This is a genomic window from Flavobacterium sp. UBA7680, assembly GCF_002482975.1.
GTDB lineage: Bacteria > Bacteroidota > Bacteroidia > Flavobacteriales > Flavobacteriaceae > Flavobacterium.
Genome location: NZ_DLHA01000049.1, coordinates 19,251 through 35,061, shown reverse-complemented (window position 1 = coordinate 35,061; position 15,811 = coordinate 19,251). Strand labels below are relative to the sequence as shown.

Below are 15,811 nucleotides of genomic sequence, written 5' to 3'. Positions count from 1 at the left end.
AAAGGAGTTTTGCTTAAAATTCTAAACCAATCAAAAAATGAAACAGTTAACATTATTAATCGTATTACTATTCAGCTTCACATCTGGAGCACAAACATCACAATTTACTATCAAAGGAAAAATAGTAGATTCTAAAACCAAACAGGCATTACCTTATGTAACGCTTTTATTATCATCTGCAGAAAATAAAAAAGAAGCCGTTACAGATGCTGATGGAAATTACATTTTGAAAAGCAATTCTGGAAATTACCAGTTAAAAGCTGTCTATATGTCGTACAAAACTTTTACGGCTGAAAACATTCAATTGAATAAAGATATTGTCATGAAAGACATTCTTTTAGAAGAAAGCATCAATCAATTAAACGAAGTGAACGTTATTGCCGAAAAATCAGCGGTAGAAATGAAAATCGATAAAAAAGTCTTTAACGTGGGTAAAGATATTTTGTCCAGCGGCGGATCTGCAAATGATATTTTAAACAATGTTCCTTCGGTAAACGTAGATATTGCAGGAGTTGTAAGCCTTAGAGGAAACAGCAGTGTTACGGTATTAATAAACGGAAAACCTTCTATGCTGACCACAAATAATGGATTATCGCAGATATCAGCAGCTAATATTGAAAAAGTAGAAGTTATTACCAATCCTTCTTCGGCATATGAGGCTCAGGGCGGCGCGGGAATCATTAATATTATTATGAAAAAGAACACGATGAAAGGTTTTAACGGTTCGCTTCAGGCCGGAATTGGAAATCCTGCGAGACATAACGTAAATGCCAATGTGAGTTATAAAACAGAAAAAGTGAATCTTTTTGGAAATTTAGGTTACCGTTATTTAGATATTTATGGTTACAACAAACAGTTTCAAACGAATACGGATAACGGTACAACGACTATTTTAAATCAGTATGATGATATGAAACGAAGTATTGGTGTGTATAATATGTATGTTGGCGGGGATTATTATATCAACTCAAAAAACACATTAACAGGAAGTTATTACCGAAGCAAAGACAACAATAACAACAAAATGCATTACAACTACAATTATGCTAATGCAAATAATGTTACAGATAGTATTATTTCAAGATCAGAAAAATATAAAGAACCTCAAATTTACAATGCATTAGAATTAAATTATGTAAAAACGTTTGACAGAAAGGATAAAAAATGGACGACAAGTTTGCAATATGATTTTTGGAACGATGATGAAAATCAATACATTACACAACAAAAAATATTTCCTTTTAATGCATCGGTTTCTAATTTATATTCAAGAGACATAGAAAGCAGTAATGATATTTTTATAAAATCAGATTTTGTAGATCCAATTTCTGAAAACTCTAAAATTGAAATGGGAATTAGAAGTGATCTGCGTGCGCTAAGAAGTGATTATCACACGATTCTGGACAATGTATTGCAGGAACAATTTACTAATAAATTAAAATACGATGAGAATTTATACAGTGCTTATTTTCAGTTTTCCAGCAAATATAAAAAGTTCAATTATCAGTTAGGGCTGCGTTCTGAACTATCAGATATAAAAATAGCCGATGCTAAAAATACGTTTAATAATGCTAAAAACTACATTAACCTCTTCCCTACGCTGCATTTTGTATACAATTTAACCGAAAAAACAGATTTACAATTGAGCTACAGTAAACGTATCAACAGACCAAGATTCTGGCAGTTAAATCCGTTTTCGGGAGTTTCAGATTTAAGAAATTTAACCGTAGGAAATCCAGATTTGAACCCAATGTTTACCAATTCTTTTGAGTTTACATTATTAACAAAACCGGGGAAATTCAGCATTAATCCATCTGTTTATTACAAACACACAACTAATTATTTTGAATATATAGTAAAACGTACCGATGAAAATTATTTTGTAAGCACGCCTGTAAACCTTGATACTGAAGACCGTTATGGTGCAGAAGTTTCGACAACGTATAACCCGACAAAATGGCTTAGACTGGCTTTAGATTTTAATTATTACAAATTTAAACAGCAGGGAACTTTTGAAAACGTAAATTATAATGCCGAAGATCAAACCTGGCTTTCAAACTTTAGATCTGTAGTGAAGTTTCCTAAAATTATTTCGGGAGAATTCAGCTTTAGATACCGAGGAAAAAATCAAGGCGTTCAATCGCTTACAGAAGCTCAGTATAGCGCTAATTTAGGTTTGAGCAAGGATTTTCTTGGAGATAAAATGTCGGTAACTTTAAACGTAAATAACTTATTCAATTCGCAGATTACAACAGAAAAAATTACAACTCAATATTATTATTTAGAATCGGAAGCCAGATCGCAAGGAAGATACATCAACCTTAATGTTATTTATCGCTTTAACAGAAGTAAAAATGATGCTGATAGATTGCCAGATAATATGTAAAAAAGGTTTAAATTCCAATTTTTAAAAATCCAAATTCCAAAACTTAATTTTAATTAGAAAGCCGTTTTAATTTACTAAAACGGCTTTTGCTTTTATTCTCTTAGGATTTTTTCCATTTTCTTTCCTTTCGCTAATTCATCTACTAATTTATCCATATAGCGAATCTTTTGCATTAACGGATCTTCGATATCTTCAATTCGGTAACCGCAGATTACGCCTGTAATTTTAGATGCATTTGGATTTAGGTTTGGTGCTTCTGCAAAAAAGGTCTGCAAATCTGCTTTCTTTTCGATTTGATCTCTAAATTGTTTATCGTTATAGCCTGTAAGCCAAAGTATAACGGTATCTACTTCTTCTGCCGTACGTCCCTTCTTCTCTACTTTTTCCTTATACAATCGATAAATACTCGCAAATGAATATTGAAATACTTTAGCATTATTATTCATGTTTTCTTCTTTTTTATTGAATTTAAAATTATAAAAATTTTGAATTCTATTGGTAAAATTAACTAATTCAATATCAATCGTTCCTACGGAACGTATAATTCATGTGGATTCATCTTCCAACGGATTAAAATCCGTGGCTACAATATGAATCGTTCCTTCGGAACTTTCTCCTTTGAATAAAGAGCCAGAGGCTCGATATATATTGTAAGGCTGAATTTTAATCCAGTTTAACGCATTATAATAAAAAACAAAAAAAATATTGCGCAGTCAAATGACTTCATTATATTTGCAGTCAAATAACTGCATAATGGAAATACGTAGAGATGTTTTTCAGGCAATTGCCGATCCAACGCGAAGAGCAATTTTAAATTTGGTAGCCATACAAGCGATGACGCCGGGAACTATAGCGGAAAATTTTGATTCTTCAAGACAAACTATTTCGAAACATATTAAAATATTAACGGAATGTGAACTGCTTGACCAAAAGCAAAACGGACGCGAGATTTATTATTATATAAATCCAAAAAAAATAAAAGAAGTTGCTGATTTTATTGAACCTTTCCGCCAAATGTGGGACGATCGTTTTAATAAATTAGAAAGTATAATGAAAAACTATAAACCCAAAAAAGATTAATTTATGGAACGCAAAACAAAAATTAATGTCGAAAATGGCCAGCAGGAAATTGTAATTACAAGAGAATTTGATCTTCCGGTTGATTTGCTTTTTAAAGCTTATGCAGAGCCTGAAATTGTTGAACAATGGATGGGAACAAAAGTGGTGAAATTAGAAAATAAACAGCATGGCGGCTGGCAGTTTGAAACCAAAGATCCAAACGGAAATGTTGTTTTTAGTGCCAATGGTGTCATTCATAATTTTGTTCCAAATGAAAGAATTACCAGAACTTTTGAAATGGACAATGCCAATTTTGCGCCTCAATTGGAGTTTTTAGAGTTTGAAGGACTTACAGAAGATACAAGCAGACTTACTATGCAGATTATCTACAAATCTGTAGAACACAGAGATCAACAATTGAAATTGCCTTTTGCGCAAGGTTTAAATTTCGCACACAATCGCTTACAGGAAATAGTAAACAAACTTAAATAAATCGTCATGAGCAAAAGAAACAAAATTATTTATTGGATTGCCACTCTTTGGCTGGCATTAGGAATGACTTCAACAGGAATTGTACAAATTATAAAAATGAAAGAAGAAGCCGATATGATGGCACATTTAGGCTATCCGCTTTACTTTTTGGTTATTCTTGGTGTTTGGAAAATATTAGGTGTTATCGCTATTTTAATTCCGAAGTTTCCGTTATTAAAAGAATGGGCTTACGCAGGATTCTTTTTTGCTATGAGCGGCGCTATTTTCTCTCATTTTGCCGTAGGTGATTCTGGAATAGCGTATTTTGGACCAACATTATTATTGGTTTTAACTGTTACTTCATGGTATTTTAGACCAGCTTCTAGAAAAACGGTTATTTAGTCTCAGTTTACAGTTGCAGTCACAGTTTTCAGTTTTGAAAACAGCTGTCACCCTGAGCGAAGTCGAAGGACTTTTACGACACGAGGGCTTCGACTTCGCTCAGCCTGACAATCTACAAACTGTGACTGAATACTGCGACTGTAAACTAAAAACTGCACTTAGTAAACTTGATTAAAAAAATCAGTTAAAAACTGTAAATTGCTTTCTACATGCATAGCGTCGGTCATTTTTAAAGTATCTTCTGTTATTTCTTCCATACGACTGCGCATCTTATTTTCAAATAGAGAAACAGCATCTTCTATAGTTTCATGATTACCAAAACAAAATATTTCATAAAAATCTAAAGCATCGGCCATAGCCTGGTTTGCCCCTTCTCCTGCATAAGGCGGAATGCGATGTGCGGCATCACCAATTATGGTAAGATTTGGCAACGGTTTCCAATATTGGTCAATCGGGAAATGATACATAGGTCTCGGAATAATGGAAATTTCATTAGTTTCAAAAATTTCCTGCCAGTCAGTATTCCACGTTCTGAATTCCTTTTTAAACCATTCTGCAACAGAGCTTTTATCCTTAAAATTAATTCCTGAATTGGTAACCCAATTATCTTCTGTTTTTATTCCAATTAAAATAGTTAATGTGCCATCAGCTTTTGAACTGCAAAAGAATGTTTTACCTTCTTCCAAAGCAAAAAGTTTTCCGTCGTTTACAAGCTTCCAAAGATTTGGCGAGTTTTTTTCCGCCTTATAAATATTAATCTCAACCGCTGTAACACCCGAAAATATAGGCTGAATATCTGTAATATATTTTCTCACACGCGAATTTGCTCCATCAGAAGCAATTACAAAATCGGCATAAACAGTTGTTCCATTTTCAAAAGAAATTTCCCAGCCAGTTCCGAAAGGTTTCATTTGGGTGAATTTAGAATTCCAAATCACATTTTCTTCTTTAAGTGAAGCGATAAGTAAATCACGCAAAGGCCCGCGGTCGATTTCCGGGCGAAAATGTTCATTTCCGAAATCTTCTTGAGGTTTTTCTTCCTGATCATCAAATACCACATTCATATCTTTATTGGCAATTCGCATTTTATCTGCTCCGGGACGATAGTATTTTTTAAATTCCTCCATTAATCCGGCTTCTTGCATGGCTTTTAAACCTGTATCTTCATGCAAATCAAGTGTTGAGCCCTGCTGACGGACATTTCGGTTTTCGTCTCTTTCATACACTTTTACATTTAAGCCTTTTTCCTGTAATAATCTGGCAAGAGTTAATCCACCTGGGCCTCCGCCAATAATGGCAATTTTTTTATTATCTAATAACATAATTATATCGTTTTTACTTTGTTTAAATTTTCATTACAAAATTATCTGTATCTTTATAGATAAAATATCCGTTTTTGATATTAAAATAGTCGTAAATGAAAATTGAAGTTGTAGATAAAAATGGTTCGGGAATCCTGCAGAAGTTCGCAGATGCAATTGGAGCTCGTGTACGCGGACGTTTTATTGATATTCCGCAACATTTGGGCGAAGGTTATATGACTGGTTTTACATGGGGAAATGACTTGCGAATGATGATCAGGAATTATTATTTAAAAGAAGAAATTGTCCTCGAACGTAAAAATGAAATTCCTGAAGGACAAGAAAATGTGATTTTTTTTCTCAGCGGTATTTTTGATTCTTCTAACCAAAAACAAGGCGCTATAATCACAGAACAGCCCAATGTTTTCATTGCCATGCAGTCTGTTTCTTCTGTAATGGCAATGCCTCAAAATACATTTTTTAGAAGTGTAACTATTTCTGCTTCAAGAGAATATTTATTGGAACGATTTGGAGAACTAAAACATCCCATAGTTTCAAGTATACTTTCTTCTAAAGATACTTTTGCTTACGAAATCGGAATTTCTCCCGCCATGATTACAACTGCGAGCGAAATGCTGCATCAATCTGTTCCCGAAAGTTTAGAGAATCATTATAATAAACTAAAATGTGAAGAACTGCTCTGCCATATTTTTGCTTTGTTATTGCAGCGTGAAGAAACACCGTCGAGCGGAATCCATATAAAAGATATTAAAGCCATTTATGCCATAAAATACCATTTACAATCTAATTTAGATAAAGCGCCGGAGATTAATTCACTGGCAAAAGAAGCCGGAATGAGCGAACCCAAACTTCGAAAATTGTTTAAGCAGACTTTTGGAAAAGGCGTTTTTGAATATTACCAATATATGAGAATACAGGAAGCGGCCAGACTTTTAAAAGAAAAACATTTATCAGTTTCAGAAGTTGGTTATCAATTGGGTTTTACCAATCTGAGCCATTTTTCAAGGGTTTTTGAACAGCAAATTGGATTGAAACCTAAAAAATACTCTGTACTATAATTTGAATATTTTTGTATAACCTTATTATTTAATAAATGAGCCTGCTAATTCAATCAGCTTTACCGGATAATTCGATTTCGCATTTTGTTCACAGCTTTTGGATGCTTGAAAACAATACGGGAAAAGATATTCCGTCGACTGTTTTACCAAATGCAATGGTTGATTTCGCGGTTATGAATATAAACGATGATAATTGGCAAAAAACGATTCGGGGTTTAGATACAATTCCAAGTCAGATTATAATTCCTATTGGAACAAAAATGTTTTCTATTGGCTTTAAATTGCTGGCTGTTGAATATTTATTTGGAGATTCTATTAAAGATGTTTTAAATGATGACAAAATTATTTCAGACGAAATATGGAAATTTGAAGCTGATGATTTGAATACTTTTGAGCACTTTTGCAGTAAAGCAACTCAGATAATAAACAGTATTACAACACCAGATATTGACAACCGAAAAAAGAAACTATTTGAACTTATTTATGCTTCAAAAGGATCTATAACGGTAAAGGAACTGTCTGAAAACGTGTTCTGGAGCAGCCGTCAAATTAATCGTTACTTTAATCAGCAATTTGGTATTTCGTTAAAAGCTTATTGCAATATTCTGCGTTTTGGTTCTTCGTTTAAACCCATCAGCGAAGGCATACTTTTTCCGGATCAAAACTTCACCGATCAAAATCATTTTATCAAAGAAATCAAGAAATACTCCGGCGTTACGCCAAAAGAATTGAGTAAAAACAAAGACAATCGTTTTATGGATATCGTGGCAATTAAAAAAATGAATACCAAAAACGACTGATTTTTACTATTTCATCTCCTACAGTCTTCTCAATTTTGTAACCTAATTAAACAATAAAAATTATGTTACTTACAAATAAAAAAATAGCCATCATTGGCGCAGGCCCGGTTGGTTTAACAATGGCGAGATTACTGCAGCAAAACGGAATTGATGTTACGGTTTATGAAAGAGATAAAGATCCAAAAGCAAGAATTTGGGGCGGAACGCTCGATTTGCATAAAGGTTCAGGTCAAGACGCGATGCAGAAAGCGGGATTACTTGAAACGTATTATAAAATGGCAATTCCGATGGGAAGAATTTTGACTGATTATAAAGGAAATGTATTATTTAGTAAAGAAACTACTGAAGAAGAACAATACGACGCTCCTGAAATAAACCGAAACGATTTAAGAACATTACTAATCGACTGCTTAAAAGAAAATACAGTTGTTTGGGATAGTAAACTAACTGATATTGAAGAACAAAACGAAAAATGGCTTTTGCATTTTGAAAATGGAAAAACGGCAACGGCTGATTTTATTATTGGTGCAAATGGCGGTATGACTTCTATTAGAAAATATATTACAGATGCCGAAGTTGAACTTACGGGAACGTATATGATTCAGGGTGAAGTAGCTCAATCACAAGCAAAATCTTTAGATTTTTATGATTTGTGCGGTGATAAAATTTTGATGGCTTCTAATAATGGTAATTTATTGGTTGCCAATCCTAAAAATAATAATGCTTTAAGTTATAATGTTATTTTTAAGATGCCTGAAACGTTAGAAATCGATTTTCAAAATATAGAAAACGTCAAAGCATTTCTTTTAGATAAATTTTCTGATTGGGGAGAATCGTATAAAGAATTATTTCGTGCCACTTCTTTCTTTACCGGATTGCCTACTAAAAAGATATCTGTAGAAAAGGCATGGAAAAATAACCGCCCCTTGCCTATTACACTTATTGGAGATGCTGCACATTTAATGCCTCCTTTTGCGGGACAAGGCGCTAATATTGGGCTTCTGGATGCATTAATTTTATCTGAAGATCTACTAAACGGAGAATTTCAAACTATTGAAAGTGCAATACATAATTACGAAGAAAGAATGCTTGTTTATGCCAAAGAAGCACAGCAACAAACCAGAGAAAATGAAATAGAAATGCTTAAAACTGATTTTACTTTTCTAAAATTTGTTGATTAATTTATCATTCATTTTAGAAAAAAAATCTGCAATTTGAAAAACCTTCAAGATTATATTTTGAAGGTTTTATTATTTTTTACGCTTTCGTAAAATATTCTTTTTAGGTAATTGAATTAATTCTATATTAGACTTGTTAAAATACTATAGATAAAATACAATTTTAAGAATTTGATTTTAGCAAAGCCTTTACAAATTATGAAAAGAACTTTAATATTTATAAGCGTAGTTTTAGTATCTATAACTGTCGGTTTTTTAATTGGTAAAGAAAATTTTGAGTATAAATCAGTTAATGAAGAAGAAACGAAAACAAAAACAGATACTTCCTGGACAAATGCTGAAATACGATTAGAGAATAGATTTCCCACTTATGCGGTTAGCGGCGGATTACCTGATGAAAAAGACAAATACAGATATATTGTAGATAATTGGTATAATTTCCGTTTTGTTGTAAGCGGTACATCCTGTACAGATATTAATAACCAAACTGTCGATATTAACCATAATAATAGAACAGATAGTATTTTAAAAAAGCGTATTGGTAAAAACTGGAAGGAAAAATTTGAAAAAAGCGTTGACAGTCTTTATAAAATCGATTCGCTGGCCATGTATATTGCTGAAAAAGATATTTCAGTAAAAAATGTCATAAAGCAAAAAACAATACAATCTGGTCCGCAATATACGCAGTATAAATGTTATCCAACAACTAATAGTAATTTAAAAATTGTAAGCGTTGAGTGGCGTGGTTTGATCTACAAAGATTCTACAAAAGTGAGTTTTTTAAGAGCAATCGTGGATCTTAAAGGAAGAAAAGTAAAAGAGATTGAGAAAACCGAAAAAGAGGCAGATTTTTTTAATTATTAACCTTTATGTGGAATATGAACAATCAACTTAATAGAATACACAAATGAAACACTTTATCTTAGCTTTAATTTTTAGTGGTTTATCTGCCTATTCTCAACAAAAATATATTATTGAAAAAGATTCAATAAGATTTAAAAATTGTAATGAAGGAGTTGTTGAAGCTCAAACCGATTTTAATAACGGAATCTATAATAGCTTTTCTTATGGACTTCTTATTCAGATTGATCCAAAATTTGATGAGTTTCTTGAAAATTACAGAAAGGAGAAATATGGAATTATTTCAAAAAATTTAGGATGTGTGATAACAGAATATTCCAAATGTTATTCTGAAAAAATGGATGAATTAATTTTTATAAAATTTGGAAAAGACATTTTTGAAAGAAGTAGAAAAGAAGCCAAAAAAATATACAAAAAATCGTAATCAATATTTTTAATTTAATCTTTTGTTTTAAATAATTTTATCTTAGTCAAAGAAAACGAACTTTATAACTAAAAGCTAAAAATATGTCAGACTCACAAAATCAACCAGACGATACAACTCCAAAAGTTACTGGAATTGGCGGTATTTTCTTTTTTCTTGAAAATCCGAAAGAAACTAAAGATTGGTATGCTAAAAATTTAGGATTAGAAATCAATGATTGGGGTTCGGCAAGTTTTGAATCCAGAAATCTTGATAAACCAGAACAGATAGAATCAACGCAATGGTGTCCTTTTAAGAAAGGTGATGAATATTTTTCTCCATCGAAAAAAGATTTTATGGTGAATTACCGTGTTCAAAACATCGAAGGTCTTGTAGAAAAACTGAAAGCAAATGGTGTGACAGTTCTTGATGAAATTGAAAGCTATGATTATGGCAAATTTGTGCACATAATGGATACAGAAGGTAATAAAATTGAGCTTTGGGAACCGGTTTATTAATATTTATGTATAAATAAACTCTTTAAGCCTAATCGATATTTAAATAAAAAATGACCAAACAGCATACCGAAAACAGCATTTCAAAAAACAAAAATATACTTCTTGTTTTACAAGATTCAATCGACACGTCATCAGAACTGGAATATTTAGTTTCTAATTTCTGCGGAAAAGTTATTAAAGACCTTTCGGAGATTAATACTTCTTTAAACAATAAAACAATTTATGCCTTTGGTGATATCAGCCAGCTTAAAAATGCTAGCGGTACTTATTTTATAATTAAAGAGTTTTCTGTTAATTATGAAGGCTCTGCAAGTTCAAATATCCAATTTGTAGAGCTTGGACAAGTTCCTGTTTTGGTGAGTAATGCCGGGGTTTATTTTAGGGAAATGTTCATTGGGAATGGTTATTTCGATAAAATCAAATCAGAACATTTGTTTCAAAATTTAACAGAGTCCAATAAAGGATCTAAAGCTTTAAGAACCGGAATTTATTTAAGTGAAATTTTAAAAGAAGAAACTGCAGATAAAGAAATACTGCATTTCAACCTTTTAAGATGTTCAAGCAATTTTACAGGCCCAACAGATAATTTTCGTGAAACAGATCATACGGTAATTAAAGCCTTAAACGATGCTGTTAAACAGACTTTTGAAGAAGAAACGAAAGTAAACCACGTCTTGGTTCAGATTTATGAAAATAAAGTAAAATCAGATGAAAATGCTAAGGAAGTAAAATCGAAAATAAAAGCGCATTCTGATAAAACTAAGGATATGCCAAAAGAAGGTATTATTGCTTTTTGTACTTTCTATGATACTACTAATTTTGATAAGCTTAAACCTTCTAAAAAAGACCGATATGATTGGTGTTACAAAGAAACAAGCGGATTGACGAGGCTTCATTTTAAACTAAAGAATATGGTTACTGATTCTTCTTTAGAAAAAGAATTCAGCGTTATTTTATATCCAAATTCAGCCTTTATAATTCCACTTTCAACAAACAGGTTGTACACGCACGAAATTAGGCCTTCGACATTAAACGTTGATCAAATCCCAATTAGAATGGGATATGTGGCGCGATGTTCGAATCTGGAAGCGGTTTATATGCAAAATCAAACTTATATTAAAGAAAACGGCGGTTTAATTAAACTGGAAGAAATGACGGAAGAAACAATGATCGCTTTGAGAGATTCTTATTATGAAGAAAATATGACCGTAAAAAACATTGAATACGGAAAAGTTCATTTTAGTATGAATGCTGGTGATTATGAAAAGCCTATATATTAATTGTAAATCTCAAAATGAAAGAATTTCAAAAGATTATCCTTCCATTCGAAAATAATTTATTTAATGAACTGCTGCATTCTGCTGATTTTGAAATTACAGGAAAAGGCAGACTCGGAAATCATTTAGTTGATGTTAAAGATAATGGTATTCCTATTGTGAGAACAACAACTATTTATAATATTCCTGCTAACCAATTTTCTGCTTTACATCAGTCAATAATAACTAATTTAAATGCCGAAATTGAAAAGAATGAGATTGATAATTTACCCAAAGTTGATTTTAATAATGCACTAATTGAAGTGTATGATTCAAATTATGCTACAATGAAATATCATTCAGATCAGGCTTTAGATCTGGAAGAAGGCTCTTATATCGGACTTTTTAGCTGTTATGAAAATCCTGAAAAATTGACTGAAATAAACTTAAGAAAGCTTAAAGTAAAAGATAAAGCTTCGGATGAAGAATTTGATATTGTTTTAAATCATAATTCGGTTGTATTATTTCCGTTGACAGCAAACATGGCATTTCTTCATAAAATTATATTAGAATCTGTGCCAAAACAAAAAACATCTGAATCGAATAAATGGCTGGGGATTACCTTTAGAAAATCAAAAACCTTTATTCAGTTTGAAGATAATAAACCTAGATTTTCTAACGGAACATTATTAGAATTGGCAAATGAGGATCAAAAAACGGAATTTTTCAAATTGAGAGGACAGGAAAATTTCACTATGGATTTTACCTATCCAGAATTATTGTATACGCTTAGTATTAGTGATACTATGCTGCCGAAGTAAGATGTTAGATTACTCAAAATACCACAGATTTTATGAAAGAAACAATAGTTAAGATTATTAGTAACGGATTTTTATATGGAGTGTATGCTTTCTTGCTTTGCTTTTGTTTAGGAATTATAATTGCTCATTTGCCATTAGGATTATTTTTGGAGATTTCCATACCAATCGCACTTTGTTCCATGATTTTAAATGGAGCAATCTATACACGATTTACAAAATCAGTAAAGGTTCTCGAAAAGATTCAAATAAATACAGAAGATTTTGAAAATGTGATGATAGAAGCGCCTGCAAATCATTTGATAGACAATGATATTGTTTCGGGAAAACTATGTTTGACAGATAACAGATTACTTTTTAAAAGTCATGAACAAAAAGAGTTTGTTTGGGACAAAGCTGAATTGCATACAATGGTTTTCTATCGTTCTTTTAAAAACAAAGGCGGAGAATTTACTCTAAAAAATAAAGAAGATCGAAGATTAATGTTTGAAGTTGATCAGCTTAAATCTTGGAAAACGGCATTATTAAAAGAACAAAAATAAGATTCAAATCAAAAAACAATCAAAATGGCAAATCAATTCGAAGATGTTATTGAAAAAGCATATTCTGCATTCAACGAAAGAAACATCAACAACGCATTATCGACAATGCAGGAAGATGTACAATGGTCAAAAGCCTGGGAAGGTGGTTACATAAGTGGACACGATGAAATCAAACAATATTGGACAAGACAATGGACAGAAATAAATCCGAAAGTTGAGCCAGTTGGCTTTACCGAAAGAGAAAACGGAAGTCTAGAAGTTAAAGTACACCAAAATGTAAAAGATTTGCAAGGCAATTTAATGTTCGACGGATTGGTAAAACATGTTTATACTTTTCAGGACGGACTTATAAAAACTATGGATATTGAATTGGTTGAGAATTAATTCAGTAAATAATTTAAAAAGCTCCATTATTTTTTAATGGAGCTTTTTCATTTCTGTTATAATCACATTCCCGGCCAATATAAAAAATTGAATTTATGACCATCAGGGTCGGCAAAACCAAAAGTATAACCAACTTCAAAATCTTCAGGTTCAGAGAAAATTGTGCCGCCAATTTTTTTAATTTTTTCGTACCAAAGGTCTACTTCTTCCCTGCTGTCTGCGGATAACGAAAAAATAGTTTCGTTTTCGATTTTAGTATTAGCTAAATTACCTCTTAGAGCATTTTCAAATCTTTTAGCTGTAAAAAAGTTTATTATAAAATGGTTTTCTGCAAAAATAAAACTTACCAGTTCATTTGTTTCTTTCCCGTTTTGCTTGAAACCTAATGCTGTATAAAATTGAATTGTTTTTTGTAAATCGTTAGTAACCAAGTTTCCCCAAATCATTCTAGTTTTCATAACTTCAGTTTTTTATAAATGTTTAATATAAAATAAAGTTAGGGAATTAAAATCAGCATTTGTAAAGCTTTTTATAAATAAACTCCAAAATCAAATGACTTTGGAGTTTTAAAATTCTGTGAAGTGTCTGAGACAGTAATCGAACACTTAATTCCAATCTTGACATTTTTTGATGATTAAAAACTTAAAAGTATTAGTTTTCAAGTCTGTTTAGTATCATCATTATAATCTACTATATCTTTTTTTTGATAAAATAAGTTGCCAAATCAGTGTTAGAAAAATTAGTAAAGCTTATTTGTCGCAACATTGTTATTAATTGTCCTCGATGATAGGTGGCATGATTATTTTGATGTAGTACAGTTTGAGCAAATTCCATGCTCCATTCTTCGTCTCTTACGCTGAAAGAAATTATTTGTGTGTAATTTTCTTCTGGATAACCCTCAATAAAATTGTCATAATCATCCATTGTTTTTTTCCAAATTTCAATCAATTCTTTTTTTGTCCCGGTGAAATTAGCTGAAAGAAAAACAGGATTAGGTGTGTTTTTCCAAAAATCGATCCAAACTTTTTTAGCACTAACAATGTGTGTTACTGTTTTTGCAACAGAATTAAAACTGCTTGTAATTTCTTTATCCCATTGTTCATCATTAATTTGTTCGAGCCATTTAATTATGCTGTTATCAACCCAATTACTATAGTTAGCAATTTCCATAAGATACCTTTTATTCATTTTTTTTGAGTTTAAATTTACTGCAAAAATAGAAGGCATTTATGTTGTAGAGTTATCGCTAATCATTCAAAAGCTGTTGAGTAACATTCAGATTTCTTTGCTGAAATTGTTTAGGACTAATGCCTTGAACTCGTTTAAAAGATTGTGAAAAACTTGAATGATTTTCATAGCCAACTTTGTAAAACACTTCGCTTGGATTTTCGTTTTGCAACAATAACAATTTTGCCATTTCTATTTTTTGTTGCAGAAAGTATTGGCTTGGTACAAGATTGTAGATTTTTACAAATTTCCGCTTAAAAGTAGAAACGCTTGTATGGCACAAGAAAGCCAATTCTTCTATTGTAAGATTGTTTGTTATATTTAGTTCAACGGCTCTTCGTATTTCAAAATTAGAATATTCTTCCAGATTTTTTGTGTGGAATGAAAGAATTTCATTCGGATATATTTCAAGAAGATGAAGCATTAGTTCTTCAAATTTCAATTCAAGCATTTTATTAGAAAATATTGCAGGTTTGGATTGGATAAGTTTAAGTGAAGTGATAAAATTTCTAATAAACTGGTCTTTTTCGAATATTGCAAATGGCTTAATTATTTTGTTGGGATTAGGTGAAATTTCGTTAATAATAGAAGCATATTTTACAAAAAAATTCTTTAAGGCTGTATTGCTAAAAAACAACATAGTGCTTCGATAATTATTGTTCACCGGAAGTTTTTCGGTCATTAAGCAATTTCCCGAAGAAAGTATCACAAATTGGTTGTTCGTAATAGATATTTTATTATCAGAATAATATACAACTTTCTCGCCTTGTTCTAAAAATGAAACAAGGTTTTGTGGAAGAAAGATTTTATTTCTGGGTGTTTTTTGATATGAAATATAGTCGAATGTTCTAAATGTGTCCATTTTAGATTTTCATGTCTGTTTGTGAATTTATCCTACTGTTGACTAACGTATTTCGACTTTGTATTCTGTCGCAATTTGAAGGTGAAACGTTTAGCTAATATACAAATTTCAACCGTAGAAAATATTTTTGAATTTTGAACTTCAACGCGCCTGATATTAAATATGAGGTTAGTACTATAGAGGAAACATAAATTAAAAATATAGACATAAAAAAACTACTTAAATTTCTTAAGGAGTTTTTTGGTGGGCGATGAGGGGTTCGAA

At 31.6% G+C, this 15,811-nt stretch carries 19 protein-coding genes; 14 read left to right on the top strand and 5 right to left on the bottom strand.

What is annotated here, in order from left to right:
* Positions 1 to 37 precede the first annotated feature (37 nt).
* Positions 38 to 2,386, top strand: coding sequence for an outer membrane beta-barrel family protein (locus tag B3C18_RS20015; protein ID WP_291150825.1), 2,349 nt, complete (start codon positions 38 to 40; stop codon positions 2,384 to 2,386).
* A 92-nt stretch (positions 2,387 to 2,478) separates the two neighbouring features.
* Here B3C18_RS20015 and B3C18_RS20010 read toward each other — a convergent pair whose 3' ends face one another.
* Positions 2,479 to 2,832: a DUF2200 domain-containing protein gene (locus tag B3C18_RS20010; RefSeq protein WP_053473206.1), complete on the bottom strand. Its 354-nt coding sequence runs from the start codon at positions 2,830 to 2,832 to the stop codon at positions 2,479 to 2,481.
* Positions 2,833 to 3,139: 307 nt separating this feature from the next.
* Here B3C18_RS20010 and B3C18_RS20005 point away from each other — a divergent pair, with 307 nt between their 5' ends.
* Genes B3C18_RS20005 through B3C18_RS19995 form a run of 3 tightly spaced genes read left to right on the top strand, consistent with a single transcriptional unit; the run spans position 3,140 to position 4,318 of the window.
* Positions 3,140 to 3,466 (top strand): ArsR/SmtB family transcription factor, encoded by a 327-nt coding sequence (locus tag B3C18_RS20005; RefSeq protein WP_056209295.1) that lies wholly within the window; start codon positions 3,140 to 3,142, stop codon positions 3,464 to 3,466.
* Positions 3,467 to 3,469: 3 nt separating this feature from the next.
* Entirely contained in the window at positions 3,470 to 3,937 is a 468-nt protein-coding gene (locus B3C18_RS20000; protein WP_291150823.1) for an SRPBCC domain-containing protein, read from the top strand.
* 6 nt (positions 3,938 to 3,943) lie between these two features.
* Positions 3,944 to 4,318, top strand: a complete 375-nt coding sequence (locus tag B3C18_RS19995; RefSeq protein ID WP_291150821.1) for a DoxX family protein — start codon at positions 3,944 to 3,946, stop codon at positions 4,316 to 4,318.
* A gap of 158 nt (positions 4,319 to 4,476) precedes the next feature.
* On the opposite strand, the gene B3C18_RS19990 is transcribed toward B3C18_RS19995, so the two are convergent.
* Positions 4,477 to 5,640, bottom strand: a complete 1,164-nt coding sequence (locus tag B3C18_RS19990) for an FAD-dependent oxidoreductase (RefSeq protein WP_291150819.1) — start codon at positions 5,638 to 5,640, stop codon at positions 4,477 to 4,479.
* Between the two features lie 95 nt (positions 5,641 to 5,735).
* Here B3C18_RS19990 and B3C18_RS19985 point away from each other — a divergent pair, with 95 nt between their 5' ends.
* The 10 genes from B3C18_RS19985 (at position 5,736) to B3C18_RS19940 (ending at position 13,458) form a co-directional block, all read left to right on the top strand.
* The gene (locus tag B3C18_RS19985) at positions 5,736 to 6,698 is read left to right on the top strand and encodes an AraC family transcriptional regulator (RefSeq protein ID WP_291150816.1); all 963 of its coding nucleotides are present in this window, start codon (positions 5,736 to 5,738) and stop codon (positions 6,696 to 6,698) included.
* Positions 6,699 to 6,733: 35 nt separating this feature from the next.
* The gene (locus B3C18_RS19980; protein ID WP_291150813.1) at positions 6,734 to 7,498 is read left to right on the top strand and encodes a helix-turn-helix domain-containing protein; all 765 of its coding nucleotides are present in this window, start codon (positions 6,734 to 6,736) and stop codon (positions 7,496 to 7,498) included.
* A 62-nt stretch (positions 7,499 to 7,560) separates the two neighbouring features.
* Complete coding sequence (locus B3C18_RS19975; RefSeq protein WP_291150810.1) at positions 7,561 to 8,679, top strand: FAD-dependent oxidoreductase; 1,119 nt, start codon at positions 7,561 to 7,563, stop codon at positions 8,677 to 8,679.
* 195 nt (positions 8,680 to 8,874) lie between these two features.
* Positions 8,875 to 9,540, top strand: a complete 666-nt coding sequence (locus tag B3C18_RS19970; RefSeq protein ID WP_291150804.1) for a hypothetical protein — start codon at positions 8,875 to 8,877, stop codon at positions 9,538 to 9,540.
* A 43-nt stretch (positions 9,541 to 9,583) separates the two neighbouring features.
* Positions 9,584 to 9,961 (top strand): hypothetical protein, encoded by a 378-nt coding sequence (locus B3C18_RS19965; RefSeq protein ID WP_291150802.1) that lies wholly within the window; start codon positions 9,584 to 9,586, stop codon positions 9,959 to 9,961.
* Positions 9,962 to 10,044: 83 nt separating this feature from the next.
* The gene (locus B3C18_RS19960; RefSeq protein ID WP_053473215.1) at positions 10,045 to 10,458 is read left to right on the top strand and encodes a VOC family protein; all 414 of its coding nucleotides are present in this window, start codon (positions 10,045 to 10,047) and stop codon (positions 10,456 to 10,458) included.
* Positions 10,459 to 10,508: 50 nt separating this feature from the next.
* The gene (locus B3C18_RS19955; RefSeq protein WP_291150798.1) at positions 10,509 to 11,738 is read left to right on the top strand and encodes a hypothetical protein; all 1,230 of its coding nucleotides are present in this window, start codon (positions 10,509 to 10,511) and stop codon (positions 11,736 to 11,738) included.
* A 14-nt stretch (positions 11,739 to 11,752) separates the two neighbouring features.
* A complete protein-coding gene (locus tag B3C18_RS19950; protein ID WP_291150795.1) occupies positions 11,753 to 12,535 on the top strand; it encodes an alpha-ketoglutarate-dependent dioxygenase AlkB in 783 nt (260 codons plus the stop codon).
* 32 nt (positions 12,536 to 12,567) lie between these two features.
* On the top strand, positions 12,568 to 13,074 hold the full coding sequence (locus tag B3C18_RS19945; RefSeq protein ID WP_291150792.1) for a hypothetical protein: 507 nt from the start codon (positions 12,568 to 12,570) through the stop codon (positions 13,072 to 13,074).
* Between the two features lie 24 nt (positions 13,075 to 13,098).
* Positions 13,099 to 13,458, top strand: coding sequence for a nuclear transport factor 2 family protein (locus B3C18_RS19940; RefSeq protein ID WP_291150790.1), 360 nt, complete (start codon positions 13,099 to 13,101; stop codon positions 13,456 to 13,458).
* Positions 13,459 to 13,520: 62 nt separating this feature from the next.
* Here the strand turns inward: B3C18_RS19940 and B3C18_RS19935 are convergent, their stop codons facing one another.
* The 3 genes from B3C18_RS19935 to B3C18_RS19925 form a co-directional block, all read right to left on the bottom strand.
* Positions 13,521 to 13,916 (bottom strand): VOC family protein, encoded by a 396-nt coding sequence (locus B3C18_RS19935; RefSeq protein ID WP_291150788.1) that lies wholly within the window; start codon positions 13,914 to 13,916, stop codon positions 13,521 to 13,523.
* A 232-nt stretch (positions 13,917 to 14,148) separates the two neighbouring features.
* Positions 14,149 to 14,646, bottom strand: a complete 498-nt coding sequence (locus tag B3C18_RS19930; RefSeq protein ID WP_291150785.1) for a DinB family protein — start codon at positions 14,644 to 14,646, stop codon at positions 14,149 to 14,151.
* 58 nt (positions 14,647 to 14,704) lie between these two features.
* Positions 14,705 to 15,547, bottom strand: a complete 843-nt coding sequence (locus B3C18_RS19925) for a helix-turn-helix domain-containing protein (RefSeq protein ID WP_414655358.1) — start codon at positions 15,545 to 15,547, stop codon at positions 14,705 to 14,707.
* Positions 15,548 to 15,811: the final 264 nt, after the last annotated feature.

Excerpts from the sequence above, each read along its gene's own strand:
- B3C18_RS20015 (WP_291150825.1), top strand. The coding sequence starts at position 38 with ATGAAACAGTTAACATTATTAATCGTATTACTATTCAGCTTCACATCT.
- B3C18_RS20010 (WP_053473206.1), bottom strand. The coding sequence starts at position 2,832 with ATGAATAATAATGCTAAAGTATTTCAATATTCATTTGCGAGTATTTAT.
- B3C18_RS20005 (WP_056209295.1), top strand. The coding sequence starts at position 3,140 with ATGGAAATACGTAGAGATGTTTTTCAGGCAATTGCCGATCCAACGCGA.
- B3C18_RS20000 (WP_291150823.1), top strand. The coding sequence starts at position 3,470 with ATGGAACGCAAAACAAAAATTAATGTCGAAAATGGCCAGCAGGAAATT.
- B3C18_RS19995 (WP_291150821.1), top strand. The coding sequence starts at position 3,944 with ATGAGCAAAAGAAACAAAATTATTTATTGGATTGCCACTCTTTGGCTG.
- B3C18_RS19990 (WP_291150819.1), bottom strand. The coding sequence starts at position 5,640 with ATGTTATTAGATAATAAAAAAATTGCCATTATTGGCGGAGGCCCAGGT.
- B3C18_RS19985 (WP_291150816.1), top strand. The coding sequence starts at position 5,736 with ATGAAAATTGAAGTTGTAGATAAAAATGGTTCGGGAATCCTGCAGAAG.
- B3C18_RS19980 (WP_291150813.1), top strand. The coding sequence starts at position 6,734 with ATGAGCCTGCTAATTCAATCAGCTTTACCGGATAATTCGATTTCGCAT.
- B3C18_RS19975 (WP_291150810.1), top strand. The coding sequence starts at position 7,561 with ATGTTACTTACAAATAAAAAAATAGCCATCATTGGCGCAGGCCCGGTT.
- B3C18_RS19970 (WP_291150804.1), top strand. The coding sequence starts at position 8,875 with ATGAAAAGAACTTTAATATTTATAAGCGTAGTTTTAGTATCTATAACT.
- B3C18_RS19965 (WP_291150802.1), top strand. The coding sequence starts at position 9,584 with ATGAAACACTTTATCTTAGCTTTAATTTTTAGTGGTTTATCTGCCTAT.
- B3C18_RS19960 (WP_053473215.1), top strand. The coding sequence starts at position 10,045 with ATGTCAGACTCACAAAATCAACCAGACGATACAACTCCAAAAGTTACT.
- B3C18_RS19955 (WP_291150798.1), top strand. The coding sequence starts at position 10,509 with ATGACCAAACAGCATACCGAAAACAGCATTTCAAAAAACAAAAATATA.
- B3C18_RS19950 (WP_291150795.1), top strand. The coding sequence starts at position 11,753 with ATGAAAGAATTTCAAAAGATTATCCTTCCATTCGAAAATAATTTATTT.
- B3C18_RS19945 (WP_291150792.1), top strand. The coding sequence starts at position 12,568 with ATGAAAGAAACAATAGTTAAGATTATTAGTAACGGATTTTTATATGGA.
- B3C18_RS19940 (WP_291150790.1), top strand. The coding sequence starts at position 13,099 with ATGGCAAATCAATTCGAAGATGTTATTGAAAAAGCATATTCTGCATTC.
- B3C18_RS19935 (WP_291150788.1), bottom strand. The coding sequence starts at position 13,916 with ATGAAAACTAGAATGATTTGGGGAAACTTGGTTACTAACGATTTACAA.
- B3C18_RS19930 (WP_291150785.1), bottom strand. The coding sequence starts at position 14,646 with ATGAATAAAAGGTATCTTATGGAAATTGCTAACTATAGTAATTGGGTT.
- B3C18_RS19925 (WP_414655358.1), bottom strand. The coding sequence starts at position 15,547 with ATGGACACATTTAGAACATTCGACTATATTTCATATCAAAAAACACCC.